The following is a 14465-nucleotide window of genomic DNA, read 5'->3' as shown; positions in this document are numbered from 1 at the left end:
TTTTAGTTCCGGAAAACGGTCGGTTTTTGGGAGAGATTAATTTCCTAATTCTAATTGATTTTTAACTAAGTTGAAATATTCTCCCTGCTTAGAAACTAATTCTTTGTGATTACCTTGTTCTACTATTTGTCCTTTTTTTAGAACAATGATTTGGTCTGCATTTTTCACTGTGGAAAGTCGATGAGCTACTATAATGACAGTTCTTCCCTTAAAGAAAGATTGTAAGTTATCGTGGATAATTTTTTCATTTTCAGCATCAAGTGCAGAGGTTGCTTCATCAAATAAGATAAATTGAGGATTTTTATAGACTGCTCTAGCTATTAATATTCTTTGTTTTTGTCCACCTGAAACACCATTGCCAGAAGCACCTATTTTTGTGTTCAAGCCCAATGGTAGCTCTTCTACAAATGTTTTTATATTGGCTATTTCCATTGATTTTTTTAGTTTATCTTCATCAATTTCTTCATCACTCGTTGCTATATTTCTTTCTATGGTATCAGAAAAAATAAAACCGTCTTGCATTACTACTCCGCAATTTTTTCTCAGCTCAATGGGAGAAATATCCGCTAAATTTATTCCATTGACTTTTATTTTTCCTTGGGTAGGTTCATAAAACTTTAAAAGCATCTTCAAAAGCGTTGTTTTACCGCTACCACTTGCTCCTACGATGGCAGTTATTTTTCCTTTCGGGATATTAAGGCTTATATCTTTAAGAATATAGGGAGAATGTGGTCCTTCATACTGAAAAGAAACATTATCTATTTTTATTCCAGCATTAGAAAAATGTTCTTGCAAAACAGGTAGATTCTGATGGTGTTCTTGTTCTTCTTCTTGATGATTTTGAACCTCGTTTAATCTGCTTAAACTTAATTTTGCATCTTGTAGGGAGCGGAAGAATGATATTAACTGGCTGACAGGAGAGTTCATTTGCCCTATAATATAGGATACACTTAAAAGTTCTCCGAGTGTCATTTTATTTTGAACAACAAAATAAGCCGATAAAAATGTTACGATAATATTTTTAACTTGGTTGATAAACTCAAAACCAGATAATTGAATTTGATCCAGTTTTAGAATACGAATGTTGATTTTAAAAAGTTTATGCTGGATTTTTTCCCATTCTTTTCGCTTAAACTCTTCAAACTGGTTGAGTTTCATTTCGGATACCCCATTGATAATTTCATATATAGATTCTTGATTTTCACTCCTCTTCTGAAAGCGTTGATAATCCAATACTTTTCTTTTTCTCATCCAAAATAATGACCATAATACAGAAGCCACAGTTAGTGTCATATATGTCAATAATATGCTAAAATCATAATACCATAATACACCAAAAAAGGCAGTAAAAGTAATGATAGAAAATACTGTAAGAAGACTCTGAGATGTTAAAAAGTGTTCTATACGCTCGTGATCTTGTATGCGTTGGTTAAAATCCCCCATTAATTTTGTATCAAAAAAACGAATAGGGAGTCTAAGCATTTTTTTTAGAAAATCTGAAATAATTTGAATATTAATCTTAGTACCCACTACTAGCATTATCCAATTTCGGAAGATATTGATGATAATACTTCCAAAGAAAAAAGCCAACTGAGCTAATAAAATGTAGGTGATAATGGAAAAGTTCTTTTGATTAACACCATCATCTATCAATTTTTGGGTAAGGATAGGAAATATCAATGTGATTAATGTTCCTAAACTGAGTAGAAAAAACATCCATCCCATTGATTTCTTATAAGGTTTCAAATAGTTTAAAAGATATTTTATAGAAACCTTTTCTTCTTTTGGTGGTTCTTGTCCGAAAAAATATTCTGTTGGTTCTAGGAATAACGCTACGCCTTTCTCTCCATCGGAAAGCCAAGATTTTTTTAATTTTTCTTCGGATAGAGTGATAAAACCGTGGGCAGGGTCTGCAATTTTATATCTTAATTTTCCTGTAAATATATTTTTCGTAATCTTGTATAAAACCACAAAATGATTTTGATTCCAGTGCAGGATACAAGGTAAAAGCTCATTCTCTAAATCTTCTATTTTTAATTTTGCTGAAATGTGCTTAAAGCCAATCTTTTCTGCCGCCTCGCAAATCCCCAATAATGATACTCCTTCCCGAGTGATGAAACAATTATCTCGTAAATATTGTAAATTAAAATCTTTTCCATAGCGAGATGAGATCATCGCTAAGCAGGATGGTCCGCAGTCCATTTGATCGTGTTGATGATAAAAACGCATATTTTTTAAGCTATTGTACTATGAAGTCTTGAATAAAATTTTTGTTTTATTATCTCTAGTTTAGCAGAATCATCATAATTGAATATACAATAGTCCTTTCCTTCGTGTTCTAGTTTATGCTGAGAGCATCCACCATTACAAATAGGTAGTATTTTACATTCCAAACAAGGTTTATTTTTAAACCTTAAATTATAAATTCTTTTTTGAAAATTATCGTTCCAAGTGATAGTTCCTTCACTATTTAAAATGCCTTCTTTGGATTCTGAATTAAAATCTCTTGCTGTACATTTGAAAACTTCACCATTATAATTAATTACCGCTTGGTTTAACTTATCCGCATAGCAAGAGTTTTTTATTGATGCTGATCTTTCTCCCTTATAAGAGCATATGAACCCATTACCTCTATAAATATCTACAATATCAGAGATGTCAACTGTTAAATTTTTCTCTTCTTGCCATACTTCGTGAAAGGAGAAGGACATATATTGTTTTTCATTTTCAGAAATATCCTTAAAATCATCGATTATTTTTAGAAGGTCTTTTACTGTTTCTTCTGAAATGTTAATTCTAATGGAAACGGGAAAATTATTTTTTAAACATAATTTTATATTACTAACAATTTCATCATATGAACCTTTAGTTTTAGATATATATCTTACTTCATTATGTCTATCTCTATGTCCATCTAGTGTGATTTGAAATAAGTTAATATTATAAATTTTACATAAATCTAAAATATCCTGATTAATCAATAGACCATTAGTTGTAAAATTTGAAGAAAAAGTAATGTTATTCTCTTTCATTTTAGGAACTATATTTTCCAATAATGGGAGAATCGTAGCGTGAAAATATAATAGTGGTTCACCTCCAAACCAATCTAATCTGAAGTTTTTCAATTTACCTTTTTTCTCAACAAGGATATTCTCAACATATTTTACAATATTCTTAATGGTATCCTCTGTCATTTTAGATTTTTTTATATGAGTTTCGTAGCAATACCAGCATTTGAAATTACAATTCATTGTAGGATTAATGATTAACTCAAAAGTTTCTTCATTAAAATCTGTTTCATAGCTGATATTTTTTATTAATTCTAACTCATTTGTGTTACTATCAATAATAAAACCATTTGATAGAAGATTGCTATAAAGAGTTTCGTGATAATTAGGTAGTTCTAATAATTTATTTTCATATATAGAGGCTTGAAATAGGTCGTAAACTATTTTTTCGAGAATAATAAAATTATCCGAAACAGCATTGTACCCTATGATTTTATCTTCATATGAGAAAAATATATTGTATGCACTTGCTTTCATAATTTAATTTTTTATTAGCAAGGACTTGAAAAGTTTCAAGTCCTTGGTTGATTAAATTGAACTATCCGATGGTTTCTTCTTTTGGAACTTCAGGATCTTTTGGCTTTTTAATACAAATGAAATTTTTGGGACATATTACATTTGTTCCTTCATTAGATTCGCTTACGCTTAGTAATGTAGTAAAACCTCCTTTTAATTTACCTTTCTCTGTTTCATTTAACATTTCCATTTTGGAAACAAGAACTTCGAATTTTGATTTTGTGTTGTTCATTTTAATTAACTTTTAAATTAATAAATAATTTTTGCTTTAATGAAAGCGGTATTTATACATCCATTTTCAGTATTGCGCACTACTTCCAACAAATGTTTAAACCATACCTTTAAAATCTTGATGCTTCGGCGGTTTCGTTTTCTAATTTTTTATCGACTTCTGTGGTTTTTCCACGAGAAAAATTATAACTAATCCCTAAAAATATCATATTTTTATTATTAAAAATTTTAGTATCTACTATCTGATTTACTAAACTTTCATTTTGACTTTTGATTTTGTATCTAGATGGCATACCTATCCAAAACATACCTCCTTTAAAAACCCAGTTTCCGTGAGCATATCCCATTGCCAAATGATTTTTGTTTTCTTCTGTGGATAGAAATGCTCCATCTATGGAATAGGTTGGAATATTGAACTGATATTGTAAAAACATTTTTTTATACTGAGATGTAATATTGAAATGATTTTTCACATAAGTATTTTTCAGTTTCGTTCCATTTTCTAGCTTAATAATCTCAGAAGTAGGTCTTAAATAAGCTCCTATTTTTAGAATTTGGTTTCCAAAAGGTTTAATATTTCCACTGAACTCCCATCGGTAATTTTGATAAAAATCTGCATTTTGATAGGTTAGAGCATACCCTCCAAAGTTGCTGTCTAAGACATAATACTGATTTGCCATTCTATCTATATAGGTAGTCCCAATAGTAGTATTAAAATCAAAGTATTTTGAATTATAAGAGAAAACCAAATTATTGATCCAAGATTTTTCAGATTTTAATAAAGGATTTCCTTTTTTTATAATATTAGGTGCCACATTTACAATATTTGGACTGAGCTGGGAACTCGTTGGGCTACTCGGTTTATACGAACTGGTAAACCTTATGGTCTTATTATTTTTCAAAGAATAACCTAAGACCAGTTTGGGGGTAAAAGTCCAATCATTAAAAGTACTTTCTGCACTTTTGTTATGAATATTTGTAAGTCCTACTCCTAATCTATACATCAATTTATTCTTTCTTCCTGAAATTTCAGAGTAAAAATATTGTTCTAAATAATTGACATCAAACTGACTTTTTCCAGCTAGATTAGAAAGATTATTGGTTATGGAGTTATTACTAATTCGATATCCTGTATTTAATTTTGATTTTCCAAAGTTATGATAATGAGCCACCTCTCCTACAAATGATTTTTGTTTAGATGTTAGGGACATATCATTATTAAATATATCCACACCTGTAGAAACAATCCATTCTCTATTATTTTGATAAGTCTTATTATCATATATAGAGCCTACGAAATTGATAACTAATTCATCTTTTTTAGTTATATGTTTGGAATAATATAAATCCAAAGTAGGTTTTAAATATTTTCCTGATAGGTATTCCTTTGTATTATTTATAGTGGATACACTACCCTGTTCGAACATACTTTCTCCATTACCTTTGCTAAAATTATCCATAATATTTAGGTTTAATTTAGCTTGAAAAGTTTCTTTTTCGGGATTTAAGTAGGTATATCTTAAAGCTATGTCTTGAACCGTATAACCAAAATGGTCTCTTTCTTTCTCTGTGGATTTGTACTTTATACTATTTAGTGAATATTCATAGGAGTTATGGTTTTGCCTATTATCATAATCTCTGAGCGAGAATGCGTATTCCATCCCAAAATCGTGTTTTCCACGAGTGTGGCTAGCGTAAGCTTGTGCATCAAAAAAACCTGTGGTAAAAGCTCCCATAGTATCTATACCATAGGTTAAACCATTTTCAGGATTGCGAGTAATCATATTAACCACCGTGTCCGCCTTTCCTTCCCATCGAGTAGGAACAATATCAAAATATTCTACACGGACTACATTTTCAGGTGCTACGGCACTAAACTGCATATCCGTAGCTTCAACGCCATTAATTAGCAATAGAACTCTACCGCCCTTGATACTGGAAACTCTATTAGACACTGGGTCAAGCTGTAGTTCAGGAAGAGAAATTATTAAGTCCTTAGAATGTCTTGCTTTTGCTATAGCTTCTTTATCAAAAGAATAGGAAGCGTGGTCAGAAAACTGCTTTTTACGCTGAGATTTGATGATGATTTCTTGTATTTCTTTGGTCTTTGCAGTAGAATCTGCCTCCTGTGCATACCCCAAAATACCAAAGCATAATGAGGATAGGATGATAATATTCTTTTTCATTTTACTTATTTTTTTACATCTAAACTATCTTTTGCTACTCCCCATTTGACAGGATCTTTAGGACTTCCTCCTATCTTTATACTATCATTCTTATTGCTTATCACAAGTTCCACATTCATTACCTTTACATTTACATTACTGTTTGCATAAGCCTCCGAAATATTTAGTTCCTCCATATCTCTACAACTATAAGTAGAAAAAACACCTATTGTAAAAATCGCCAGTAGTAATAGCTTTCTCATATCAAAATTTAGTTTTATTTTCTTTGCCAAAATTAGTCTGTCCCGTTTATTCAGTCAAATTATTATGGTCGCAATTCAAGGAAAAAACCGTCCTAATTCTTGAATTAGGACAAGTGTTTTTATATAACATAATACTGATTTACAATGCTTTTTGTGGTTAATTTACTTTTTGTTATATTTGGAGAATAATTAATTCTAATTCTTAGATTTTGAACAAAAAAAATATTCTTTTAAAACTATTTTTGACCTTGACTTTACAGATTTATTGTGGGATTATCTCTGCACAATCTTATGAGTCTATTCGTTCAAAATATAACTATAAAAATGAAAATGATACTACAGCCCTCTCTGATATAAAGCTGTACATCGCAAAAGCAAAACAAGAGAAAGACTATGAACATCTTACCCAAGGATACTTTGATGCGGGGTTTTTCAATGCCAATGAAAAAATAAAATTAAAATATGCTGATAGTGCTATCACAGTAGCGGAGCTATCTCATAATATTGATAAAAAAATTACCGCTTATATGATGCGGGGAAGCTTTGTATATTTCTATCAAAGAGATTTTAGAAAAGCCTTGAAAGATTATATAGAAGCGTATAGACTTTCTATAAAGCAAAACGATAGCAATCCTTATCGTATGCAAAATATATCCTATCACATTGGTGTAGTGAAGAGCTATCTTGGTTACTATTCTGAGGCATTAGAACATTTTAAAGAAGGTATAGCCTTTTTTGAGCCATTGGCTCGTAATAAAAACCTGGATAAAAACACTCTATATGACAATAGAAAAGGCTACTATAACAGTATTCATCAAGCAGTGGTCTGCTATAGAAATATCGGGAATACCCAAAAAGTTGATTCTCTGATATCTGTAGGATTATCTGAAACGGCTCATCTTGATGGATTTTCTTTAGAACACTCTTATTTTTTGAAATCACAATCTATATCTAAGTACCATAAAAAATCCTTTAATGAAGCTATCAAAGGACTTAATGTCGCTCTGCCAAACATCATAGAAAATCAAGACATAGCGTGGGAATCCATCAGCTATATGTACCTTGGAAAGGCATATATAGATAGTCATCAGCCAGAGAAGGGGATTCCCTATTTGAAAAAAGTAGATTCTATTTTCAATAAAACCAATTTTGTGATTCCTGAACTTCGGGAGAATTACGAGATTTTAATAAAAAATGCAAAACAGAATAATGAGAAGGAAGAGGAACTTTACTTCATCAATCAACTTTTGAAAATAGACAAAATCTTGTCCACAGACTTTAGTGAACTTTCTTCCAAAGTGCATAGAGACTATGATACAGCGAAACTTTTAGAAGAAAAAGCACGATTGGAAAACAAAAATAATTGGATCATCATCATAAGTTCTGTTCTTGCTTTGGTTTTATGTCTTCTGATATATTTTCACTACAAAAAAGTGAAACACATCAGAAAAACATACGCTGCATTAGAAGAAAAACTTAAAACAAATCCTCCCATTGCCCCAGTGCAAACCTTAGAGATTCTACCGCCTGCTAATCCTATTCCTGATAAAAAAATTTATGATGAAATTTTACAAAAATTAGAAACTTTTGAAGCTGAATTAGGATTCACAGAAAAGGGTATAACATTGAAAAAACTTTCTGAAAAATTGGATACCAACTCAAAATACCTTTCTCAGGTTATTAATGAAAAGAAAAATATTAGTTTCTCTAAATATATAGCAGAATTACGCATCAACTACATTACGCAACTAATGTATAATGATAAAAAAATACTCAATCTAACAGTAGAATCATTAGCAGAAAAATGTGGTATTCCGTCCCGTCAAAATTTTTCGGATTTGTTTCTAGAAATCAATGGCATACGCCCTACTGATTTTATAAAAGAACGAAAAAAAGAATTTCAAGGTGTAAAAAATATCACTAATGTATAATGTTCCCAAGAATCAACCACTGGTTGAGCTAAGAAAAAGGATTAATTATCAAAATATTTTTCTTCAAGAGCATACTAGAAACTATAATTATATCCAATTGTTGTTGTCAATTCATTCAATTTTGGATTCTCGATTTGCTGATTGGTATTTCTAAACATATTTATTAAATTGAAACTAAAATTATGTTTTTCCCAAGGAATGTAGTTAGCTCCTAAACGGAGGTTAAGAATATCAGTTTTCATATCTTGGCTTTTTGTGATGTTATACGCTACTCCAGCACTTGTTTGGAGTTTGTCTTTTAAAAATGATTTGGAAATTGAAACACTTGGTCCCAAAATAGATGATTGTTTCCTAGTTATATACATATTGGTATAATTGACTGTTGCTGCAATGGTCATCTTTTTTTCTGGAAATCCTAAGTTGTAATTGATATTGGCATTATGAAATCTTGATAACCCTCCCAATCTTACAATGCCATTTTCTCTATTCACCATATCATTCAGAGAATAGTTGATATTGATGTTTTGTACTTTGTCCTTTGTTGATGGTAGTGTATAATTTACATTCAAATTTACATTTTGATTAATTTGCTTATAATTGACAGAATCCCGTGGCTGCTGAATAAGCAGTGGATTGTTATTAATATTTGTAAATTGGTTCAGTTGGTTATTGGTGAACATAGTAAAATTGGAATAACTTCCTGTTATCAGTAATTTCTCGGAGGCTTTTAATGTGGCATTTACCGCTCCTACCCAGCGGCTTGTCTGTTTTAGCTTTTGAAAATTCAAGTTATCCCTTTGTCTTCCTATATTGGCTACGATATTCAATCGATCTTTAAATGTAGTGAAGGCGGTATTTAAGGTGATATTCTCCAAATCGTTATTAAAATAATAAGCTCCTAAGGTTCTGTACTCAGGGTCAATTTTTTCATATCTTATACCTAGGGATGTTTTTTTCAAGTTGAGATTTACTCCAGTATTGTATGCAGAGTTATTTTCTGTACTAGAGTTTGTTTTAAAAAATATTGAAGTAATACCTTTTTTGTTAATAGATGGTCCTGTTAATCTTAAATCGGTTGTTAATGCTGAGTTAGAATATTCGCCATAAACTTCTAAATTTTTAATGAGTTTGAAGCTTCCTTTTGCTGATAAAACTAGATTTTCCTGAGGATAAATATTCTTAGAATCAGGTATAACAGAGATTGAATTGATATCATCTTTAGCATAAAATCCAATCATTTCAAGTTTATATTTCTCTTTCTCCCATTTTATGTCTGCTCCGTAGCCCATCCTTTTATACGCAGGAATGGTGTAAGGGTTTCCATCGTCATTAACAGCTTTATTTAGTCTACCACCCATTAAAGCAATTTTAAAAGGTATTTTTGGAGTAAGTTCAAAACCTACTCCCGTAAACATCAGCCCATTATAGGTATATGGTGAGAAGCTCATTGATACATCTCCCAAATAAGCTTTTATCCATTTATATTTTGGAGCAATACTGAAACGGTTGAATTTAAATGGAACTTGATAGTTGATCTGGCTTCCTTGATTTGTTAAACTGTAGGAAATAGGCATACTCCAATTATAAATTCCTAAATTGAGATTTCCATTTAAAAAATAGGTAAAAGGTTCCCTAGAATTATAAGCATTTGAACTATAAAGCACGGTATTAGCAGATATTCCTCCGCTTATTTTAAAGGGATTTTTTTTCAGGGTTTCTTTTGTCTTTTGTCCTAAATTTTCAAGATCTATGTCCTGCTGAGCTTTTACAGTAAACCCACAGCATAATAAGAGTAATACAAAATATTGAAATGTTAGAGATTTGCCCATATATTTACTTATTATAATATCCAATTTATTTTATGGTTTCTTTTGAACTTTTATATCCACTAGAATATATGATTCTAAGCCATTTGCTATATAACCTTTAATTTTTATAGCTCCTTTTCTACCATCATTGGTTTGAAATAAGACAACTCTTGGGACTAGGCTATTATTAAAGGAAGCCTTACCTTGTGCTGTTTCTTTAACTATGATGTTATTAAAATCAGAGCCATCATTAATTGCATCAAATTTGGATGGGGAAACCTGTATCCCCACACCTTCTTGGGAATTAATTATCTTTGTATGAATGGCATTTGGTATTACCGTAAATGCTGTATTTTGAACTGCATCTGGAGAAACAAACTCATTGTGCTTAAATGTAGAATCAAATCCGAAATAAGCAAAATCTATTAGATTTCCAGTATTAAGATTGACCTCGTTTTTAGTGACAACTTTGCCTAATACTGATGAGAAAAAAGACCCCACACTTGAATGTGCCGTATTAATGCCTATTTTTATATCTGTAAAATTCAGTAGATTGGTGTCTGGATGAACCACTACCTGCTTTTGTATGGTTTTAGATTCTTTATCGTTGGTTGCTGTAAGAGAAATGGTGTATGTTCCTGCAGTAGGAAGATTAATATTAGGACTTATATCCGTGCTTGTTGCAGGGGTTGCCCCATTGATAGACCAGCTGTATGATGTTGCATTGGTTGATTTGTTGTACAAGTGAATTAAAACTGGAGCCTGATAATCATTATCAATAGCATCTACCGACCAGTCGAAATCTATTGTCATAGCAGGTTTTACAGTTATAGTTTTTTCGGTTGAATAGGTTTCTTTGCCGTTACTGATGGTAAGTTTTATGGTATGTGTTCCAGGAGTGGAAAAACTTACTTTAGGATTTTGATCTGTAGATGTTGCAGGATTTCCGCCATCAAATGTCCATTGGTAGGAAGTGGCTCCCAAAGACTTATCCACCATTTGTAAGGTAACAGGTGAAATGTCAGATCCCTGCATTTGGAAGTCGAAATCTACTGTCATAGCAGCATCTACCTGCACCTCTATGGTTTTAGTATCGGTGTTGCCGTCTTTGTTTGATGCTTTTAGGATAATTTTGTAAACACCCTTACTAGCATAAGTAATAGGCTTTGGATTATTTTCTGTGGAAGAGGAGATGTTGGCTCCTTCAAATGACCAACTGTAAGTATCAGCACCCGTAGAGCGGTTGGTTATTTGTACCACTACAGGAACGGAGTAATCGTTATTCACTACCGTAATGCTAAAATCTGCCTTTACGGGGATGCCTTCTTCCCTTGCACAGGAGTTGATTAGAAAAATTATAATTCCTAATGCTAAAATCCATTGATATATTTTCTTCATAATTTCATTTTTTATTACCCACAAATCTGATACACCTATATTGTACTTCAGTATTTTAAATCTTCTATTTTCTATTATTTTTTGCTTTTGGATACCTTAGTATATCCGTTTTTGATATTTTATAATCTTGGTTTCTTTTTATTTGTGTTGATTTTCAATTACTTACATCTACGCCCACAAATCTGATACACTACCATTATTTTTTGCTTTTGGATACCTTAGTATATCCGTTTTTGATATTTTATAATCTCGGTTGCTTTTTATTTGTGTTAATTTTCAATTACTTACATCTATACCCACAAATCTGATACACGACCAATAAAAATCCCCAATAGAGAAAGATACTTTGGCAAATTGAAATTATACTAATTTTTCCAGCCTCAAAATAATATGGTTATATTCAAAATTATTTTCTTTACGTAATTGTTCTAATATAGAGGATAATAATATCATTACCTCATTTCTACAAATAATATTGCCTATATTTGTTCTAACTACATCTTCTAACATAATTATTTTATCAACTAATAATTTAGGATGCATCTGTATGAAAACAGACATATTTATAAAACTCCTACAATTATCAGCTTTTAAATCATTATATTTCTTTTGGAATAACTCTTCTAACCAATCAGACTCTATTTCTTTTGATATTCCATAATCTAAATATTCATATAACATCTCATCTCGAGCCATTTGATACTTACTACCCCCATAATAATCAAATAACTCTTTTGCCTTTAAAAAATCACTTGCCATAATTTTCCTTCTATTACTGTTTCTATCTTTCCTCCTAATCCTCCTTGTGATATGGGTAATGTAAGAAGTTCTATTTCTCGTTTATAAAAACCTTTTACATATTTAGCATCAAAAGGATTGTGGGAAAGATAAAACGATACACCATCATTTTTTAATCTTAAGATAAATTCTTTGTTTATTCTCCACATTTCATCATCATTCTGAACAATTTTGTAAGCTTCATCCCAATCATCTAATTCAAAATAAACATAGCCTTCCCTTTTAGCTCTATTGTTGTATGAATTTGGATTTTCCACACCTTCAAATTTTCCAAGTAGTACTTTATTTTTGGTTGTGTTCTTGGTTGATTTAAGAACATAGTTGTTTATTTGTTCCTGAGTAAAAGTGCTCTTAGTTACATTCGTAGTTTCTGCTAAATCATCTAAAACTTGTTCTTGTTTATTGAGGTGCTCTTTCGTAATGTTATCCAAATTATCATATTCTCCTGATGCTTTGGCACGAGAAAATTTAGACTTAAAGTTTAAATGATATTCTCTAAAAACCTTTCTTAAACTACCATTCCTTTGCAAGAGTTCCTTCGTATGAACGGGCAAGTTCTTGATAAACTTATAGCTCCCTTGCCCAATGTTTTTCAAGCCAATCATCCCCATTGCAAGGTTGTAGGTATCTACCACCTGTTTCATTTCAGGAGAAACATCAGCGGTATTTACAGCTATGTTGCCCACAGCACCAGCCAACTCTGCCAACGCCCACGCTCGGCGTACCCAGGTTACTTTGGTTGCCAGTGCGGTGCCACCACTAAAATAGATAGTTGCCAAATCCAGAGTGGTTACAATACCTTTTTCTATGTAATCGTTGCGTATTTTATCTGCCTGGTATTTAAGCAAAATGGCAGGCACAATATAATTGTTGTTTCCAACGCTATTTTCTCCTAAAGCTGTGGCAATAAGTGGTAACTTATCTGTATTAGGAACAATTATTAAAGGTGTAAGTGGAGATACTTCCGTTATTTTTTCGGTATGATCCGTTGTAGTAACACCACTGCTATGTGTATCAAAAAAGTTATAGATATAGGTAGTGTAAACATCGTTTAATGTGATATTACCCGTTGCATCATCGTAAACACCTTTATTGACTTTAGATGTATATTTTGGACTAAATGTAGAAGAGGTATCGCTACTGTAATCAATTGAATTTAGGTTAACAACTCTGGTTGCAAAATCATCTATTTTCTCAGGCCATCTATTTTGCAGAGATGCCGGAGCTTGATTAAACATTGTTACCAACGCCCCAATAAAGTTGGTGTAATTCTTTTTATCAGTCCAAAAGAATATTGAGGCATCATCAATCTCAACTACAAGTTTCTTAAGAATCTTGTTGTCATCTTTTTCTAAATAAGTATAAAAATCAGAATAGTTGGTGGTTTTAATAGCAGTCATCAAACGAAGAACTGCCAATTCAGATTGCTCTTTCAGCGTGGTTTGCCCTGCAATCGTATTGATAAGGCTTTCTATTTCCGTATAAGTAAGATTTCTGATGGCCGACATACAGGTATTGTTTACTGTAGAAACCACTTTTTCAGCATCTGTAAGTTTAATGGCTTCTTTTAGATTTTTAATTCCTGCATCTAATTCACTCTTCACACAGTCTACACGGTCTTGAGCTAATAAAGCCTGAACAAAATTATTGCTACAAGAAGCATCTCTAATATCTAAAGGTGAAAGTGTCCAATCAGAATCTTTAAATTCTTTTATCTTATCTGCAATTTTAGCTTGTACATCTGTAGTTTTCTCATCTTCACTGTTCCAAGGAATTAAAACATAGTCATAAGTACATCCATCCCCTCTTGAGCGGAATAAATTAACTTTATCATTAATTGTTTTATCAATCTTTTTAACCGTAATATTTGGCTGACCATTTGCTACAAATGCACTACCGTTCCAAGTATAATTGACATCATTATACTTGATAGAATCAATGGTATAATTTTTAGCTATTAATATTGTTACGGCTACTTGTATGTTATTTTGATAGAATGTATCAAATATTTTACCCGTAGAGGTTAATGCTAAATGAGCATATTTATTTAACTCCCCACTACTTTGCCCTTGGAAAGCATAGATTTTAAACTTCGGGTCGTTGATTTGTTTCCAGTCTAGGTGTGATAGGATTTCTCCTTGACTGTAATCCATCAACAAAGGCGTAGCACCTTGTGTAGTTCCGTAGGCTTCCCAAGGGTGCTCCAGCTTAAACACACCGTGTCCAAGTTCGTGTGCAGCAGTTTTATTTTTTGCCTTTCCGAACACATACCCAAACTGTCCGTTTA

The 14465-nt window shown here is 31.8% G+C and carries 10 protein-coding genes; 1 reads left to right on the top strand and 9 read right to left on the bottom strand.

Features of this window, described 5'->3' with window-relative positions; all coding sequences use genetic code 11:
- Positions 1-36: 36 nt before the first annotated feature.
- The 5 genes from ACFFUE_RS10830 to ACFFUE_RS10810 form a co-directional block, all read right to left on the bottom strand.
- Entirely contained in the window at positions 37-2229 is a 2193-nt protein-coding gene (locus ACFFUE_RS10830) for a peptidase domain-containing ABC transporter (protein ID WP_376835285.1), read from the bottom strand.
- A gap of 5 nt (positions 2230-2234) precedes the next feature.
- Positions 2235-3545, bottom strand: coding sequence for a radical SAM protein (locus tag ACFFUE_RS10825; protein WP_376835283.1), 1311 nt, complete (start codon positions 3543-3545; stop codon positions 2235-2237).
- Positions 3546-3606: 61 nt separating this feature from the next.
- A complete protein-coding gene (locus tag ACFFUE_RS10820) occupies positions 3607-3816 on the bottom strand; it encodes a hypothetical protein (protein WP_376835281.1) in 210 nt (69 codons plus the stop codon).
- A 109-nt stretch (positions 3817-3925) separates the two neighbouring features.
- Positions 3926-6001: a TonB-dependent receptor plug domain-containing protein gene (locus ACFFUE_RS10815; RefSeq protein ID WP_376835279.1), complete on the bottom strand. Its 2076-nt coding sequence runs from the start codon at positions 5999-6001 to the stop codon at positions 3926-3928.
- Positions 6002-6006: 5 nt separating this feature from the next.
- Positions 6007-6243: a hypothetical protein gene (locus ACFFUE_RS10810; RefSeq protein WP_376835277.1), complete on the bottom strand. Its 237-nt coding sequence runs from the start codon at positions 6241-6243 to the stop codon at positions 6007-6009.
- 248 nt (positions 6244-6491) lie between these two features.
- Between ACFFUE_RS10810 and ACFFUE_RS10805 the strand changes: the two genes are divergently transcribed.
- Complete coding sequence (locus tag ACFFUE_RS10805) at positions 6492-8174, top strand: AraC family transcriptional regulator (protein ID WP_376835275.1); 1683 nt, start codon at positions 6492-6494, stop codon at positions 8172-8174.
- A gap of 74 nt (positions 8175-8248) precedes the next feature.
- On the opposite strand, the gene ACFFUE_RS10800 is transcribed toward ACFFUE_RS10805, so the two are convergent.
- From ACFFUE_RS10800 to ACFFUE_RS10785, 4 genes are all read right to left on the bottom strand, one after another.
- Entirely contained in the window at positions 8249-10027 is a 1779-nt protein-coding gene (locus ACFFUE_RS10800) for a hypothetical protein (protein ID WP_376835273.1), read from the bottom strand.
- A gap of 6 nt (positions 10028-10033) precedes the next feature.
- On the bottom strand, positions 10034-11380 hold the full coding sequence (locus tag ACFFUE_RS10795; protein WP_376835271.1) for a PKD domain-containing protein: 1347 nt from the start codon (positions 11378-11380) through the stop codon (positions 10034-10036).
- Between the two features lie 360 nt (positions 11381-11740).
- Complete coding sequence (locus tag ACFFUE_RS10790) at positions 11741-12139, bottom strand: hypothetical protein (protein WP_376835269.1); 399 nt, start codon at positions 12137-12139, stop codon at positions 11741-11743.
- Positions 12121-14465, bottom strand: a 2345-nt coding sequence (locus ACFFUE_RS10785) for a hypothetical protein (RefSeq protein ID WP_376835267.1), incomplete at its 5' end; no start/stop codon positions are given. The genes ACFFUE_RS10790 and ACFFUE_RS10785, both read right to left, overlap by 19 nt.

It is taken from the genome of Bergeyella porcorum (genome assembly GCF_042427575.1).
GTDB lineage: Bacteria > Bacteroidota > Bacteroidia > Flavobacteriales > Weeksellaceae > Bergeyella > Bergeyella porcorum.
This window is presented reverse-complemented; position numbering and strand designations above follow the sequence as displayed.

Bases quoted from the DNA above. Each gene is read 5' to 3' on its own strand.
- ACFFUE_RS10830 (WP_376835285.1), bottom strand. From the start codon at position 2,229: ATGCGTTTTTATCATCAACACGATCAAATGGACTGCGGACCATCCTGC.
- ACFFUE_RS10825 (WP_376835283.1), bottom strand. From the start codon at position 3,545: ATGAAAGCAAGTGCATACAATATATTTTTCTCATATGAAGATAAAATC.
- ACFFUE_RS10820 (WP_376835281.1), bottom strand. From the start codon at position 3,816: ATGAACAACACAAAATCAAAATTCGAAGTTCTTGTTTCCAAAATGGAA.
- ACFFUE_RS10815 (WP_376835279.1), bottom strand. From the start codon at position 6,001: ATGAAAAAGAATATTATCATCCTATCCTCATTATGCTTTGGTATTTTG.
- ACFFUE_RS10810 (WP_376835277.1), bottom strand. From the start codon at position 6,243: ATGAGAAAGCTATTACTACTGGCGATTTTTACAATAGGTGTTTTTTCT.
- ACFFUE_RS10795 (WP_376835271.1), bottom strand. From the start codon at position 11,380: ATGAAGAAAATATATCAATGGATTTTAGCATTAGGAATTATAATTTTT.
- ACFFUE_RS10790 (WP_376835269.1), bottom strand. From the start codon at position 12,139: ATGGCAAGTGATTTTTTAAAGGCAAAAGAGTTATTTGATTATTATGGG.